General features: G+C 67.8%; 11 protein-coding genes. 7 read left to right on the forward strand and 4 right to left on the reverse strand.

Features of this window, described 5'->3' with window-relative positions; genetic code table 11:
• Window positions 1-93: 93 nt before the first annotated feature.
• Window positions 94-2145 (reverse strand): type VI secretion system Vgr family protein, encoded by a 2052-nt coding sequence (locus tag KEG38_RS46365; RefSeq protein WP_272427238.1) that lies wholly within the window; start codon window positions 2143-2145, stop codon window positions 94-96.
• A gap of 140 nt (window positions 2146-2285) precedes the next feature.
• Here KEG38_RS46365 and KEG38_RS46370 point away from each other — a divergent pair, with 140 nt between their 5' ends.
• The 7 genes from KEG38_RS46370 to KEG38_RS46400 all read left to right on the forward strand — a co-directional run bounded on the left by KEG38_RS46370 (window position 2286) and on the right by KEG38_RS46400 (window position 11737).
• Window positions 2286-3752, forward strand: coding sequence for a type VI secretion system Vgr family protein (locus KEG38_RS46370; RefSeq protein WP_272427239.1), 1467 nt, complete (start codon window positions 2286-2288; stop codon window positions 3750-3752).
• A complete protein-coding gene (locus KEG38_RS46375) occupies window positions 3752-4363 on the forward strand; it encodes a COMM domain-containing protein (protein ID WP_272427241.1) in 612 nt (203 codons plus the stop codon). Before KEG38_RS46370 ends, KEG38_RS46375 begins: the two co-directional genes overlap by 1 nt.
• Before the next feature lie 71 nt (window positions 4364-4434).
• Window positions 4435-5982, forward strand: a complete 1548-nt coding sequence (locus tag KEG38_RS46380) for a hypothetical protein (protein WP_272427243.1) — start codon at window positions 4435-4437, stop codon at window positions 5980-5982.
• Between the two features lie 18 nt (window positions 5983-6000).
• Window positions 6001-8433: a DUF2169 family type VI secretion system accessory protein gene (locus KEG38_RS46385; RefSeq protein ID WP_272427245.1), complete on the forward strand. Its 2433-nt coding sequence runs from the start codon at window positions 6001-6003 to the stop codon at window positions 8431-8433.
• A complete protein-coding gene (locus KEG38_RS55875; RefSeq protein WP_272427247.1) occupies window positions 8430-10109 on the forward strand; it encodes a pentapeptide repeat-containing protein in 1680 nt (559 codons plus the stop codon). Before KEG38_RS46385 ends, KEG38_RS55875 begins: the two co-directional genes overlap by 4 nt.
• A gap of 10 nt (window positions 10110-10119) precedes the next feature.
• Window positions 10120-10665 carry a DUF3540 domain-containing protein gene (locus KEG38_RS46395; protein WP_272427248.1) on the forward strand — a complete coding sequence of 182 codons (546 nt, stop codon included), beginning with the start codon at window positions 10120-10122 and terminating at the stop codon, window positions 10663-10665.
• Window positions 10666-10678: 13 nt separating this feature from the next.
• Window positions 10679-11737: a S41 family peptidase gene (locus tag KEG38_RS46400; RefSeq protein ID WP_272427250.1), complete on the forward strand. Its 1059-nt coding sequence runs from the start codon at window positions 10679-10681 to the stop codon at window positions 11735-11737.
• Here KEG38_RS46400 and KEG38_RS46405 read toward each other — a convergent pair whose 3' ends face one another.
• The 3 genes from KEG38_RS46405 to KEG38_RS46415 are packed head-to-tail and all read right to left on the reverse strand — an operon-like array spanning window position 11738 to window position 15384.
• Window positions 11738-13384 carry a DUF2169 family type VI secretion system accessory protein gene (locus KEG38_RS46405; protein ID WP_272427251.1) on the reverse strand — a complete coding sequence of 549 codons (1647 nt, stop codon included), beginning with the start codon at window positions 13382-13384 and terminating at the stop codon, window positions 11738-11740. It lies immediately after the preceding gene.
• A 51-nt stretch (window positions 13385-13435) separates the two neighbouring features.
• Entirely contained in the window at window positions 13436-14806 is a 1371-nt protein-coding gene (locus KEG38_RS46410; protein ID WP_272427253.1) for an SGNH/GDSL hydrolase family protein, read from the reverse strand.
• A gap of 11 nt (window positions 14807-14817) precedes the next feature.
• Window positions 14818-15384, reverse strand: a complete 567-nt coding sequence (locus tag KEG38_RS46415) for a hypothetical protein (RefSeq protein ID WP_272427254.1) — start codon at window positions 15382-15384, stop codon at window positions 14818-14820.
• Between the last annotated feature and the right edge of the window lie 93 nt (window positions 15385-15477).

Genomic DNA, 15477 nt, shown 5'->3' on the forward strand with positions numbered 1-15477 from the left:
CTCGGCCCTCGGTCCAGGCCGTGCCTGGTCCGGGGTGCAGGGGGCGGACAGCCCCCTGCTGGGGTGCGGGGCAAAGCCCCGCGCGCGCATCCTTCAGGTGTTGATCTTGACCATCGGGCCGCCCTTGATGATCACGTCGCCGCCTGACGACGTCACGCTCACGACGCCCGAGCCTGCGACCTCGATCGTCGTCGCCGTGATCGTCACCTTGTTGCCTTCGAGCGTGATGCTCGCGCCGCCTGGCGTGCCCAGCGTGATCTTGTCGTGCTCCATCACGTGCGCCGTCGTCGCCCCGCCGCCGCCCTCGCCGGGGGGCGCGATTTGCACCGAGTGCGTCCCGCCGACCATCGTCGAGTCGATCCCGCCGACTTGCGTCGAGCGGTTCACGCCGACCACGACGCTGCGGTTCATGCCCGTCACCTCGCGCTCGCTCGCTTGAACCGACTTCATCAGGTTCTTGCCGATGCTGATGGTCTCGTTGGCCTTCACCGTCTTCGTCCGATCGTTGCCGATCGTGACGTTCTCGTTGCGCTGGATGACCTTCGTCCGATCGTTGCCGACGGTCGTGTTCTCGTCGTTCTTGACGAGTTTGTTGTAGTCGCGTTCGGCCTGGAAACGGACGAGCTCCTTGCCGAGCGCGTCCTCGAACATCATCTCGTTGTAGCCGCCGCTCCCGCCCGTCGAGTTCGAACGCAGACCGCTCTGCGTCTTGTTGTCCGGCAACTTCCACGGCACCTTCTGCAGGTTCGTGAACACGCGGCCCACGATCACCGGCCGATCCGGATCACCGCCGAGGAAGTCGACGAGCACTTCCTGCCCGATGCGCGGCAGGTTCATGCCGCCGTAGCCTGCGCCGCCCCAGGGCTGGCTCACCGGGATCCAGCACGAGCTGTTGTCGTCCATCTTCGACTCGCGATCCCAGTGGAAGTGCACGCGCACGCGGCCGAACTCGTCGCAGTGGATCTCCTCGCCGGCGGGACCGACGACCGTCGCGCTCTCCACGCCGTTCACCTTCGGCCGCTGCATCACGGCCTTCGGGCGGTGCGGGATCTTCGTGCTCTTCGCCTCGCAATGGTGCGTCCATTCGCCCGTCGACGTGCCCGCCATGTGCGACGCGATGATGAGCAGTTGCTTGTCCGACGCGAGATCCGCGCGCGGGTGATCGAGGAAGCTCGTCACCACGCCTGGCCCGAGGTCGAGCACGTTCGTCTGGAACGAGATCGCCGTCCCGCTGCCGCGCTTCGCTTCGAGCCGCTTCTGGGCGAGCTTCGCGCCCTCGGCCTCGTCCGTGCGGGCCTTGCCTTTGTCGTCGGCGGAGGGCGTGTCGTCGCCCTTCTCCGCGCCGAACAGGAACGCGCCCGGCGTGTAGTGGAACCGCTCGAGCTTGTCTTCGAGCGGGATCTCCGCGCCGGAGGCCGTGGCTGCGAGGTTGTACGAGGGCGGCCTGCGGTAATCGACGTCGCGCATCGTGTACTTGCCGGGGCGCACCTTGCGGGCCATGCGCACCACGGTCACGTGCTCGCGATCGGCCGTCGTGGGGTTGTCTCGGAACGCGATCGGCTTGCGGGCCGCGTTCGACTGCGGCGCGTCCGAGAGCACGAGCTTCGACCCCTCCTCGGACGGCTCGAAGTAGAAGCTGATCCCCGCGTCCTCCAGCATGCGGCTGATGAACTGGTAGTCGGTCTCCGCGTACTGCACGCGGTACTTGCGCTTCTTGTAGGCGCCCTTGTCGATCTTGAGGACGGGCTCGATGCCCCACTCGGAGAGCATCTTCACCACGATGTCGGGCTCCGAGAGCTGCTGGAACATGCGGTGGTTCCGGCGCTGCGTCGCGAGCCAGAGCGTGGGCACGATCGAGATGTTGTACGACGACAGGCCCGTCTCTTCCGCGCCGAGCTGCTCGAGCTCGTTGCAGATGCCGGTCCAGATCCGCGGCTGCCCGCCTTCGCCGTGCCCGCCGTGCATCACGAAGCGCGCCGGCTGGCCGACGATGGCCTCGAAATCGACGTTGGGGTTGTCGCTGAGGGCGACGAGGCGCACCTCGAAGAGCTGCGAGATCTTCTCGCTCACCGAGAACTCGCGGACATCGAAGCCATCGCCCGAGGCGAGCTCGACCGAGAGATTGCTGGTTCTTGAGGCGCTCATGACGTCGTCCCGCGCGAAAGGCCCCGGGATCGGGGCGGCACGAGAAGCTAACACGACTGCCACGCCGTCGGGGAGAGGCATTCTGAATGCCCCACCCATCTTGTCTTGACGGTCACGCCGCCATTTGTTGTCCTCTCCCCATGCCCGACGACCTCGTGCACCTCCGGATCGAGTCTGACGATTTCCCCTGCGACGATTTGCAGGTTTTCGAGCTCTCGGGACGCGAATCGCTCGGAAAGCCGTTCGCGCTCTCGATCGGCGTCGCCAGTACGAAGCCCCCGGGGCTCGACCTCGCCCTCGTCGAGGGCGCGATGGCGACGCTCGTATTCGACGTACAGGGCCAGGACGTACGGCGCATCCACGGCATGATCGCCGAGATCCGCGACCGCTTCGACACCGAGGCGAACACCTGTTCGTACGACCTGCTCCTCGTCCCGCGCGCTCATCGCCTCTCGCTCGTGCGAACGCAGGAGATCTTCATGGAGCTCTCGGTCCCCGAGATCATCCAGAAGAAACTCGAGCTCGTGGGGCTCGGCGGGGACGACGTGGAGATGCGGCTCACCGCGACGTACCCGAAGCACGAGTTCGTCGTGCAGTACAGGGAGACCGACCTCGCGTTCGTCTCGCGCCTCGCCGAACACGAGGGCATCACGTTTTTCTTCGAGCACGACGGCGACCGCGACAAGATCGTCTTCACGGACGACAACCAGGGTTTTCCCGTGGCGCCGGGCCACGACCACGCGGTGTTCCGGTCGCGCGGCGAGCGCCGTGACATCTACCACATCGAAGCGACCACGCGCCTCGTACCCCGGGCCCACGTGGTGCACGATTACAACTATCGTATACCGCTCGTCGATCCCACGGGCAGCGCCGACGCGCCGTCCGGGCTCGGTGGCGGTCTCGTCGAGTACGGCGCCCATTGCAAGACGCCCGTGGAAGCTGCGCGGCTCGCAAAAATCCGCGCCCAGGAGACCGAGGCGACGCACCGCGTCTTCAGCCTGGAGAGTGATCTCGGCTGGATCCGCGCGGGCGGCCGCTTCACGCTCGAAGGGCACCCCAAGCTCGGCGACGTGACCTTCGTCGTCACCGAAATCGAGCACGCAGCGCGTCATCCGGTGGCCATCTTCGGCGGCAGGGAAGAGATTCCTTATACGAACACCTTCCGCGCCATCGAGAGCTCCATTCCCTTCCGGCCCCCGCGCGTCACGCCGAAGCCCCGGATCCACGGCATCATCAACGGGGTCGTGGCGCACGAGATGGAAGGTACGGAGAGCCTCTTCGCGCGCATTGACGAGGAGGGCCGTTACCTCGTCCGCATGATGTTCGACACGTCGCAAACCGGCGACCGACAATTCGTCTCGCGTCGTATTCGTATGGCGCAGCCGCACTCGGGCCAGAATTACGGGCATCATCATCCCCTGAAGCCCGGGACCGAGGTCCTCATTGGTTTCATCGACGGCGATCCGGACCGGCCCATCATCCTGCACACTGTGCCCAATGCGCTCACGCCCTCGCCTGTGGCCGCGAATTCTGCGCCGGCGCACCGTATCAAGACGGCGACGGGGATTCTGATCGAGATGAAGGACGCGTTGATCAAGAGCAGCTGATGACCCTCCCCTTGTTTTGCCTCGGTGGCAAAGCCGCGCCCGAGGCGATCGCGGCCGATCTCAAGACCCTCGCGCGGCTGCCGGAGCGAGCCCGCGCGCGATTCTGGGACGCGCTCGGCCCGGCGCTGCCCGATCCTCTGCCGGCCTCGGTCGAGTCTGCGCTCGATACCTTCGCGCGCGCCTTCGAGGCCCCGCGGGACGATCTCGCCCGCGCGCTCAAAGCCTCGCGTTTCCTCGTGCGCGAGGCGTGCGCGCGGGGCCTCGATCGCTCGCGATTCGAGGAAGACGTCGTCGGCCTCGCGGGCGGCCCGCTCTCGCCGGAAGCCGCGGTGATCGCGCCCATTTTGCTCTCGAAGTACGACGCGGTACGCTCGGCCATCGGGGCAGGCGCCTTACGGGATACGCTCACGGATCACGGCGCCGTCGTCGAATCGATCGAATGGCGGGTCGACGCGGTCCTCGCTTCTAGTCGCGGCGACACGGGGGCCGCGAAGATCGCGGTCCTCACGCTCGGCTACCGCGACGGGGATCGTAAAGATCGCATCACGCTGCATCTGTCATCCGAGAAACTCGAAGAGCTCCGGCGGGCATGCGAGCGCATGTCGAGCTGATCATTCGACTTCATAGCTTTACAGCCGGATGAGCGCTCTGTTAGCGTCTCCTCCGTAGGAGGCGCGAGCACATGGCGGACGATGTCTCGGCGGAGGGCAAGTATCTTCTGATTTCGGTGCCCGATTTCGCTGTTGATACGGTGGGACTCAAGCCTGGCCCGCTGGTGCTGGCCGATAAAGAGGATCCCAACTCGAGGAAAATTCCCACGGGTGATCGCAAGGACGAGACCATGAGCTCGTTCCTGCGGCTCGGCGCGTTCCACCAGTCGCCCGAAAACGATCCAGCGGCGAAACGCGCGCTCGCGCTCGCCAAGGTGGCCCTCGAGGTCACGATGGTCCAGGGCGGCCCGGCTCCGGAAGAGGATGAGTTTGGAGCCGAGGTCAACACAGACAACACTGGCGTCGGCAGCATCCCGTTGAGGGGCGAGGACGGCAAGATCCTGACGGACAAGGATGGCAAGGTCCTGACGGAGCCGGATCGGGGCGTTTTCCTCGACGATCAGCGCATCGGCGATCCGCGGTCGAGCTCGACGGACCTCGAGGGGCAATCACGCCCCAGGTCCGAGCGCATGGAGCACAGCGCGGCGCTGCTCACGCGCGGCGGCTGGTGGGATCATACCGACGGCAATCGCATCTCGACGACCTACGGCGACAAGGTCGAGGTGATCCGCGGCAACTACAAGATGGTCGTCATGAGCCGCCAGGACAACCCCGAGGGCGCGGGTGGCTGGGATCTCTCGGGCGGCCACGTCCAGGACCTCGGCCCGGCCTCGATGCCTGGCGCGAGCGTACGCGTGGAGTTCCGGCCCGGCATGTTCGGGCAACGCGGCACCTGGCACCTCGAGAACACGACGAACAACTTCTGCCAGACCAGCGATTACGCCGGCGACTTTTACGAGCACTGGTACGGAAACCACAAGGAGTCCGTCATCGGCTCGGAGTCGCCCGTGGAGTGGCACGAGGAGCTCGAAAAACCCTACGGCAACCCCGCGATCGTGGAGAGGACCTGGGCCAGCAAGATCGAGAGCTACACCGGCAGCTCGACCGTGCGGATCCCCTCGATCCACGAGGAGACGTACGCGGACACGACGAGCTCGACAACGGACGTCAAGCTGAGCATCAGCGAAACCACGTATTGCGACGGCACGATCACCTCCAAGACCGGCCGCGTCGACCGTCCCGTGCCGGCCATGCACGAGGAGACGTACGCGGTGGCGTCGAACAGCCTCACGACCCTCGTCACTTCGAACGCGTTGACGAACGTCGGCGTGCAGATGGAGACCACGATCGCGGGCACGCTCGGTAGCCTCACGCTCGCCGCGGCGCAGGGGGACGTGGAGCTCATCGCCGTGAAGGGCAGCGTGAGCGTCGCCGCGCTCGTCGGCGAGGTCGAGGTGGTTGCGAAAAAGCGCATCGTCACGGTCGGCAACAGCTTCGAGTGGAAGTTCGGCACGCACGAGGACACGGACTCGATGAAGAAGAAGGTCAAGCTGAAGGAGCTCGATACGACGCTCGACCGGCTCCACACGACCCTCATCAACAAGCGGATGAGCATGGACGAGAAGCTCACGGCGCTCGCCATTCATCTCCAGGGGATGCAGGTCGCCATCGGCATGTGACCGGACGGGCGCGCATCGATGCTCACGAAAAACCTCACCCCATTCCTCGTCGGGACGAAGCTCACCTCGCGACGTCCGCCGCAGCCGGAGATGACCGTCGTCGTTCGCGCGACGTACGCCCTCGGGCCCGGCGGCGCGCTCACCGTCGTCGAGCAGCCGATCGATCAGCGGTTCCTCTCGGGAGAAACGTTTGCCGACCATGACGAGGAGCGCACGGGGGAATGCCTCTTCCCCAATGACTTCGCCGATTTCAAGCTGAATGCCGAGGTCCTCCTCAAGGGCCATTGCCACGCGGCCGGCGGGATCCCCTTGACGGAGTGCCTCGTCCGGTTCGCGGTCGGCGGCTGGTCGAAGACGCTCCGGGTCGTCGGGCGGCGCGCCTGGTCCGACAAACTGCCGGGCGCCGTCCCCTCGGCCCCGCTCGGCTTCACGAAATTGCCGCTCACCTGGGCGAACGCCTTCGGCGGTATCGGTTTTCCCGACAACCCCTCGGGCAAGGGGCTCGGCGACGAGCTGCCGAGCGTGGAGTACCCGGACCAACCGGTCCGGAGCCGCGGCGATCGCCCGGTCCCGGCGGGGTTTGGCCCCGTGAGTGCCCAGTGGCCGGCTCGCGCTGGCAAGATCGGCAAGGAGTACGGCAAGGCCTGGCAGGACAAACGCGCCCCGTTTTACGCCGAGGACTTCGACTGGACCCATTTCCACGCCGCGCCCCCGGATCAGCAGCTCCCCGGGTATCTTCGCGGCGACGAGGAGCTCCTCTTCCAGAACCTCTCCCCCACGGAGCCCACGCTGCGCACGCGCCTACCCGGCACGCGTGTCCGCGCCTTCGTGCGGGACGATGCCGGCCGGTTCCGCGAAGTGCCGATGTCGCTCGACACCTTGCTCGCCGACCTCGATCGCAACGTCCTCGAATTGACGTTCCGCGGCGTGATCGAGGTGCGCGAGCACGATTTCGAGGACGTGCGTACGATGCTCGTCGCCCAGGAGCAGCTCGGAACGAAGCCCCTGCCCGAGGCGCATTACCGGGACCTCTTGCTCGCCTTCGAGAAGGATCCGGTCGGGTTTGCCGCGGCCCTGCCGCCGAACTTCGCCGACGTCATCGCCCGCGCAGAGGCCGAGCGCCGCGGCGAGCCTCCCCCCTTGCGAACGGATCTCGACCCCATCTCGGCGAAGATCGATCAGAAGCTCGGCGCGTTCGGCGCGAACATCGTCGAGGAGGTCGGAAAGAGCATCGCGGAGGCGCGCGAAAAGGCAAAGGGGCACCGCGACATCGAGCCCGAGCTCGCGAAGGCAGCAGCCGCCATGGACGACGAGCCGCCCGCCATGATGGTCCGGAAGCCCGGCGTCCTGCCGCCGCAAGGCTTGCGCAAAACCATGCGCGGCGTGCTCGAAGAAGTCGAGAACGTCAAGAAGACCCTCGCGGACAAGGACATCCCCGGGGACAAACGCGAAGAGCTCTCGGCCAAGCTCGCCGCGCTCGAGGCCATCCCCCACGATCCCCGCTGGCAGACGCTCGATCCTGCCTACCGCCCGCCGACGGGCCCCATTTCGACGGACGAACCCGGGCCGGGGCGGGATCTCTCCGAGCAGGACCTCACGGGGCGCGATTTGCGTGGCCTCGATCTGCGCGGCGCGAACCTCGAAGGCGCGATCCTCACGCGCGCCGACCTCTCCGGCGCGGATCTCTCGGGCGCGAACCTGCGTGACGCCGTGCTCTTCAAGACGAACCTCGAAGGCGCACGCCTCGCCTCCGCGGACCTCCGGCGCGCGAACCTCGCCCGCGTCCGCGGAAAGAGAGCCGACTTCACGGGCGCGTCCCTGGAAACCGCTTTCTTCGAGGACGCCGACCTCGAAGGCGCCACGCTGGCGAATGCGAGCAGCCCTTATGCGATCTTCACGCGGACGAACCTCGCGGGCGCCCGCGCCGAGCGCGCCGATTTCGATCACGCCGATTTCACCGAGGCCACGGTCGAGGGCGCCTCGTTCGAGCGTGCCTCGTTCGTCTCCGCGCTCCTGTCGCGTCTTCGTGGGAGGAAAGCGCGGCTCACGGGCGCGCGGCTCACGGGCGCGAGCTTCAAGGACGCGCACCTCGTCCTTGCCTCGCTCGCGGATTGCTTCGGCGAGAAAGTGCTCCTCGAAGGCGCGAACCTCGAAGACGCCGATCTCTCCCACGCCGATCTCCCGGGCTCGTTTTTCACCCGCGTCTCCGCGACCGCGGCCTCGTTCGTCCGGGCAAACCTCCCCGGGACACGTTTCTACAAGGCGAAGCTCGAGGGTGTGGACGCGACACAGGCCAATTTCTTCCAGGCTGATTTCTCGAGGGCGGTCGTGAGCCGGACGAAGTTCGTGAAGGCAAACCTCTACGAGGCGAATTTCACCGCCGCGCAGGGCAAGGACGCCGATTTCAACGGCGCGAACCTGAAGCGTTCCACCCTGGAGCGTGGCGCGTGAACCCGGCCGAGCTCGCCGCACGCCTCCGCTCGGGGGAAAACTTCGAAGGCGCCTCGCTCGACGGCGTCGACCTGCGCGGGCAGGACCTCGGCGCCGCGCGGCTCGCGAAAGCAAAGCTCACGAGGATGCGGCTCGACGGTGCGATCCTGCGCGGCGCCGACCTCTCGGAGGCGCGGATCGTCGAGACCTCGTTCGCCGATGCCGACCTTTCGGGGGCGAACCTGAAGGACACGGGGCTCCTCCGCGTGAGCTTCGAGGGCGCGAACCTCACCTCGGCCTATCTGCGAAACGCCGCGATGTCGCGGGCGAACCTCGCGCGCTCGCGCCTCGCGGGCGCGGATCTCACGGAGGCCGTATTCGAGGACGCCGACCTCTCGGGCGCCGATCTGAAGGGCGCGGTGCTCGTCCGGACAACCCTCCTCGGGGCGAACCTCACGGGCGCGCTCCTCGGCGGCGCTCGCCTGGAGCAGGCCGTCCTCGCGGGCGCGAAGCTCGTCCGGGCAAACCTCGAGGGCGCGACACTCGACATGGTGATCTTCCGCGAGGCCGATCTGCGCGGCGCGAGGCTGCCGAGGTCGCTCTCGAAGTGCCAGCTCGACCAGGCGATCCTGAGCGCGCGGGATCGGCTCCGCGAGGATGGGACCACGCTCCCCGCCGAGGAAGGCGAGGCCGAGCGCGCGGATCTCGCGGGCCGAGACCTCTTCTTCGCGTCGCTGCGCGGCGTCTGCCTGCGCGACGCGCGCCTCTCGGGGGCGAACCTCGAAATGACGGATCTCTCGGGCTGCGATCTCACGGGCGCGGACCTCGCCGGCGCGAATTTGAAGCGCACGATCCTCCAGGGCGCCAAGCTCGTGCTCGTCAACCTCGCGGGGCAAGACCTCGAAATGACCGCGCTCACCGAGGCCGACCTCTCCGGCGCGAACCTCGAAGGCGCGCGGCTCGTGATGACCCAGCTCGATCGAGCCGTCCTCGCGGGGACGGTGCTCTCGCACGCGTTCTTGTGGGGCGCGAGCGTCCGCGAGGCGAACCTCGAAGGCGCGAAGATCGAGCGGACGACGTGGAAGACTGTCGATTTCGGCGGCATGGATCTCCGGAACCTGCGCCTCGCGGGCCTCTCCATGCACCGCTGCTCGTTCTTCAAATCGAACCTCCGCGGCATGAACCTCGCCGGCTGCGATTTTACGCATGCGGATTTCACGGACGCGGATCTGTCCGGCGCGAAGCTCACGAATGCCACGGCCACGCAGGCCTGCTTTGCGCGCACGCGGCTGGAAACGACGGATCTCTCGGGGTTGCAAGCGAAAGGCGCGTTTTTCGGGGACGCGGCGGCGTCGGGGGCGCGCTTTACCGGCGGGCGGCTCCGGCATGCGACGTTCACCGGGGCGGAGGCGGGCTTCGCCCATTTCGGCGGCGCGGACCTGCGCGAGACGCTCTGGGTGCGCTCGAAGGCGAAAGGCGCGATCTTCGGCGGGGCGAAGCTCTCCCACGCCGACTTCTCCCACGCCGACGTGCGCGAGGCCGATTTCTCCACGACGAACCTCTCCCACGCCAACCTGCACAACGTCCGGGATTCGGGCGCGCTCTTCGTGGGCGCGAACCTGCTCGGCGTCCGCCGCACCGATGTCGACCGGCTCGAAGCGGAGGCCTACAGGCCCCCGCCGCGCGAAGGAGCTTGAAGGAGACCCCATGTCGAACGTAGCGCGATTGCGTTTCGAGGAAACCGCGGACAAGGGCCTCTACCTCGGCCCGGCGACGGTCGCGTCCGTCCGCCCCGCCGAAATCGAGATCGACCTGCCAAAAGGCGGCAAGGTCCACGCGCGCCTCGCCCTCGCGTATGCATACGAACCCGTCCCCGGCGACGAGGTGCTCGTCATCGGGAACGCCGAGGGCCACTGGATCATCGGCGTCGTGCACGCGCGAGGCCCCGCGGTCCTGCATTTCCCCGCCGATGCCGAATTGCGCGCCGCGGGGACGCTCCGGATCGCCGCGGATCGCGGGGTCGAAATCGCCGCGCCCGAGCTCTCCGTGACCTCGAAGAAGATCCGCACGATCGCCTCGGAGGTCGTCCACGCGTTCACCACGCTGCGCCAGCGCGTCACGGAGCTCCTCAGTGTGCAAGCGGGACAAACGCACACGGTCGTCGAGGGCTCGATGCATTCGCAGGCGAAGAGCGCGACGATACTCACCGAGGAAAAAGTCTCGATCAACGGCAAGGAAGTCCACCTGGGCTAGGAGGCGCTCTGCCATGCTCCCTGCATCGAACCGTGGCGCCGGGATGAATTTCGGGTTTCCGGACGTCTGCCTCACGCCGACGCCGGTCGGCCCCGTCCCCATTCCGTATCCGAACATCGCGATGAACGCGCAGGCCTCGGTGTTCTCGCCGATCGTCAAGGTCTCGGGCGTCCACGCGCTGAACCTCGGATCGATGATCGCCATGACCTCCGGCGACGAGGCCGGCACGGCGCACTGGACCGTGAAGGGCCCGGGCAAGTACATCATGGGCAATCCGATCGTGTTCGTCGACAAGATGCCCGCGATCAATCTGACCTGCCCGACGATGGGCAACACGGGGAACAACGCCCTCGGCGCCGTCGTGGTCCCGAGCGCCGTGAACGTGTTTTACGGATACGCACAATCCCCGGCCGCAGCCTCGCCGGACAGCGTCTCGGCCACACGCGCCGCGGCTCTCGGTGACGCCATCCTCGGCCGCGCAGGCACGGCGCCGCTCGCGGCCGCGATGCTCGACGACGGAATCGGATACGTGCGGGTCGCGCTCGTCACGACGGACATCACGAGCCGCTTTCACGTGGCGGCGCGAAACCTCGAAGCCGAAGGCGCGCGGGCGCTCGTCCTCGATCTCGCGGGCTGCCCGGGCGGGGACGTCGACGCGCTCGTCGCGTGGGCGGCGACGTTCCTCGACGCGGGCGCGGAGATCGTCCGGATCGAGGACGCCGAAGGGGACGAGCTCATTCGCCGCGCCGCATTGCCGGCGGCGTACACGATGCCACTCGTCGTGCTCGTCGACGGTGGGACGGGCTCGGCCGCGGAGATCCTCGCTGCGGCGCTGAAGGCGCACGGCCGCGCCCTCGTCCTCGGCCAGCGGACCCACGGAAAAGGCAGCGCGCAGCGCCTCGTCCCGGGCGAGGAGGATTCGTTCGCTTATCGCACGGCCGTGCATTCCACGGGGCCGGGCGGGATTGCGATCGACGGCGTCGGCGTCGAGCCCGATCTCGTCCTCGACGGCGAATTCGGCCCCGCGTGGCTCGCGGCCGCGTGTGACGCGGCCCGCGCCCGTCTGTCCTGACTAACTCTTTTTCTTGGGCGGCCCGAACCCGCCGTACAGCGACTTGTTGACCGCCGGCTTCGGCGGGATGCGCGGCGGCGGGGGTTTGGGGATTTCGACCTTCGGCTCTTTCGGGCTTTCTGCCCACGGATCGGTCCGCGCGGGGCGCGGCGGCTCCGGGGGAGCCGCCGCAGCCGGAGCTGCTTTCGGCGCGTCCGGCTCGGGGCTCGGCGCGCGCGCGCTCGGCGGCGGGGGCGGCGGTTCGGCGGCCGCCCCCGAAAAATGGAGATTCGCCAAATCGGCCGTGAACGAGAGCGCCCGCGTCACTTCTTCGACGATCGGCATCGGTGCGACCTCGGCGGGCCCCCCCGACCAGGGCGCGCCCGGAATGGGAGCCCCCGCAGCCGTGGGCGACGTGGTCTTGGGCCCGCCTGCAAACGGAATCGCGGGCTTGTGCTGCGCGGCGACCGCCGCGTCCCCGTCGAGGGCGAACGTCCCTTCGAACTGGTTTTGAGGACGCCTTTGCGCAAATGGAATGGGCTCGGAGCTCGGCACGATATCCTCGAGCACCATCGTCGATTCGCTCTCGCCGCGCGACCACGTATCGCTCCGGGCCGTGGTCGTGGCCAGGTCGTCGACCGTGGTGACCAGGGGTTGCCCTTTCTTTTCCGGCATTGGCGGCGGGGTCAAGAGGTGCGCGAGCGGGCGGCCCTCGGTCTCGATGCCGCCCGCGATCCGCAACGTGCCGAGGGCCCGCTCGTCGTCGAGGGGCACGACGACGCGACAAACGAGCGAGCACCGCAGCGTGTCGGCGTCGATGCGCAGGATGTCGGGCCGCATCGCAAGGGTGCGCGCCGCCTCGGGCGCGCCCGGCGATAGACCGAAGAGCGTCACGAGCCCCCGCGCGGTGGGCAGGCGCGACGAGATCCGCGGATGCTCCGGGTGCAGTCCTTCGAGCACGATCCATTCGTTGCCCACAAGCGATTCGATCTGCTGATCGTGCGGCGCGGACTGGAAATACGTCCAATCGAAATCGGCCGGAATTTCCGGCACGGGATGATCGAGCGCCATGGGCGCGAGCGAGCCGAGGAGCGATTTTCGTTGCGCAAGCGCGCGCGAGATCGGCCCGAATCCCGCGACGAGGCTCCCGTCCGTCGGATACACCACATTCGGCGGCGCGGATCCGGGCGCTTTCCCCGTCCCGTGCGGGTTCGGCCGGAAACCGATGCCACCGAGCGCGCGCTCGTACACGAGGGGAATCTTGTCGAAGGGCGTGATCTCGGCGCCTTTGCGATCGCCGTAGACGTGCAGCGTCTTGTCGAGCAGCGCGTGGCCATGGAAGACGGCGAGGCGCACGGCCTGCCGGGTCACGGTGGTCCCCGCGGGCGCGCAGGCGTGCCCGGAAAGCACGATATCGACGCGCGGCAGGTGCGGTACGATGTCGCTCGTGGCGCGAATGCTGCGGGTTGGGTTGTCGCGGTGGTGCATCTCGGCGCGGAACAGCTCTTCCGGGGCGACGGGCTGCATCGGCGCGCCGGAGACGAACTGGAACGTGGCCTTGAGCACGCACGTAACGTGGAGCTTTCCAGCGTGACGAAAAACGGTCGTTCCCCCCTTCGACGGTCCGACGGTCGTGATGGGAACGGGCCTATGGGCAACGAGGGCCATCGACGCGGAGCGTATCACGAGCCTGGCCGATGGGGCCGGGGATTCGCCCGTTCAGTCGACCGCGACCACGGTCAAGAGGTAGGGCCCGGGCAAAGGCCCGGACGCGCTCACGTAGGTATCCGCGGAGATCCAGTAGGTCCCCGGCCCTGCGTTCACGTCGAGCACCTTGTCGGCGCGCGAGACGCAAAGCCCAGAGCCGCCCGGATCCTCCATGAAGTGCACGTCGATATCGACGCCGGCGGCGTCGAACACGCGAATGCGCAGGTTCGTCGGCTCGGTCAGCGTGAGCCGGTAGACGACCTCGGATCCGCCCTCGTCAACGGGGCTGCACGAATACACATTCGCGATCGAGGTCTTGCTCGCGGCGGTGTCGCGATCGTCAACAAAGGGGAGTGCGTCGATCTCGAAGGGGCTCTCCCACGTCCCCTCCCCCGCGAGATCCTTCGGCCGCGGTTCGGGCGCCTCGCCTTCGAGCAGGAAACGCCGGGCGCGATCGAGCGCCTCGATTGTGAGCAGGTTTCGCCGGTTCATCCCCTCGCCGAGGCCCGCGGCGTCGAACCAGCACGCGTGCACGCCGCCCTGCGCGAACGATTCCAGGTGAATGCCGTCGCCGGCGAGGCCATACTCGGATAGCTCGGCGAGCGCGCCGAAGAGGTCCATGAGCGGCGCTTGTCGGGCCTGGGCCACGGCGCGGACGATCGCATTCATCTCGGGGACGAGCGCGCGGGCCTCGTCGGTATCGTCGCGCGGGGGCAAGGTCGTGAGCCATGGGACGACGCCGGCCGCGGCGAGCTCGTCGACGACGCGGAGGAGATTTTGCGCGAAAGGCTCGACGCCCTGCGGATAGGTATCGTTCGTGCCGAGCAGGACGACGGCGAAAGCAGGCGTGATGGCGGCGATCTCCTGGGCGAGCGGCGAGGGATCACCGGCGAGGACGGCCCCCGAGGACCAACCGACCTTCGCAGCGAGGGTCGTCCGTTCGAACGAGGATTTCGCCGCATCAGCAAGGTCTTTCCCGAAAAACGCGCGCGTGGGCTCGAGGGCGGCGCTCGGGCCCCACTGGATGTCATTGCCGCCGAAGCACGTCAAGAATCCGGTATTGACGGTATTCGAATCGCCGACCTTGGCGAAGACGGTCGTACGGCCAGGGCTCGTGGCGAGAATGCCTTTCCATCGCTCGACGACGGCTTTCGAGAGGGGCGAATGCCGCAGGCCGTGCGGATATCGGATCGCACCGGACGGTTCGGGCACGCTTCCGCCGCCGCCGCTGCCGCTTCCGCCGCCGCCTCCGTCTCCGCTACCGCCTCCGCCTCCGCTTCCGCTGCTGCTCGTTGTGGCCGGCGACGAACCCTGTCCGTCCGCGGAACAGGCAGCGATGAGCAGGACGAACGGCAGGGCGAGGGCCGGACGTATCGCGATCATGACCGGAAAGACTACTTCTTCGCGCGATGCCACGCGAGCCACAACCGCGCGATCTCCGAAAGCGACGCCTCGTCCGCGAGCGCCGCGTCATCTTCGAGCAGCGCGAGGATCTGCGTCGCCGTGACCCTGTTATACTCGTCGAACGCGCCGTCCTTCGCCCACGCCGAAAGCCTCGCCGCGATCGGCGCCGCGCGCCCCGACTCCTTGATCGATCGCTCTACCTCCACGTGCTGCCCGTCCACGTCCTTTGCGAGTCGGCCGTACACGAGTCGAATGGGTTTGGCCTGGCGCTCCGCCTGATCGTACATGGTCTGGAATTGCGCCATCCCCGGCCAGGACCAGCGCGGGTTCGCGTGGGGGCTGCGCGGAAAGCGCGGGCGCTCTTCGGCCGTGATGATCGGCGCCTCCGGCAGCTTCTTCCCGCTCGTGCTCCGCGAAGGCGCACACTCGAGCCCCGCCACGACCGCGAGCGCCGCGCCCAGGACGAGCGCGATCCGCGCGACGCCGGCCCTGCCGTGGGCCTTCCGCGTCTCGCCCGCCGGCCCCTCGCCCTGCCCCCTGCCCTCGCGCTCGTCCATGCCCGAACCTCCGTCCGATCCACCCAGCGGCAGCCGGGCCGAAGACCTCTGACGCCCGAGGAACCGCGAGGGTTCCTGAAAAAGATCCGTCCG

Origin of the sequence: Polyangium jinanense, from assembly GCF_028435265.1 — a bacterium.
Classification (GTDB): Bacteria; Myxococcota_A; Polyangia; order Polyangiales; family Polyangiaceae; genus Polyangium; species Polyangium jinanense.

Bases quoted from the DNA above. Each gene is read 5' to 3' on its own strand.
- KEG38_RS46365 (WP_272427238.1), bottom strand. From the start codon at position 2,145: ATGAGCGCCTCAAGAACCAGCAATCTCTCGGTCGAGCTCGCCTCGGGC.
- KEG38_RS46370 (WP_272427239.1), top strand. From the start codon at position 2,286: ATGCCCGACGACCTCGTGCACCTCCGGATCGAGTCTGACGATTTCCCC.
- KEG38_RS46375 (WP_272427241.1), top strand. From the start codon at position 3,752: ATGACCCTCCCCTTGTTTTGCCTCGGTGGCAAAGCCGCGCCCGAGGCG.
- KEG38_RS46380 (WP_272427243.1), top strand. From the start codon at position 4,435: ATGGCGGACGATGTCTCGGCGGAGGGCAAGTATCTTCTGATTTCGGTG.
- KEG38_RS46385 (WP_272427245.1), top strand. From the start codon at position 6,001: ATGCTCACGAAAAACCTCACCCCATTCCTCGTCGGGACGAAGCTCACC.
- KEG38_RS46395 (WP_272427248.1), top strand. From the start codon at position 10,120: ATGTCGAACGTAGCGCGATTGCGTTTCGAGGAAACCGCGGACAAGGGC.
- KEG38_RS46400 (WP_272427250.1), top strand. From the start codon at position 10,679: ATGCTCCCTGCATCGAACCGTGGCGCCGGGATGAATTTCGGGTTTCCG.
- KEG38_RS46405 (WP_272427251.1), bottom strand. From the start codon at position 13,384: ATGGCCCTCGTTGCCCATAGGCCCGTTCCCATCACGACCGTCGGACCG.
- KEG38_RS46410 (WP_272427253.1), bottom strand. From the start codon at position 14,806: ATGATCGCGATACGTCCGGCCCTCGCCCTGCCGTTCGTCCTGCTCATC.
- KEG38_RS46415 (WP_272427254.1), bottom strand. From the start codon at position 15,384: ATGGACGAGCGCGAGGGCAGGGGGCAGGGCGAGGGGCCGGCGGGCGAG.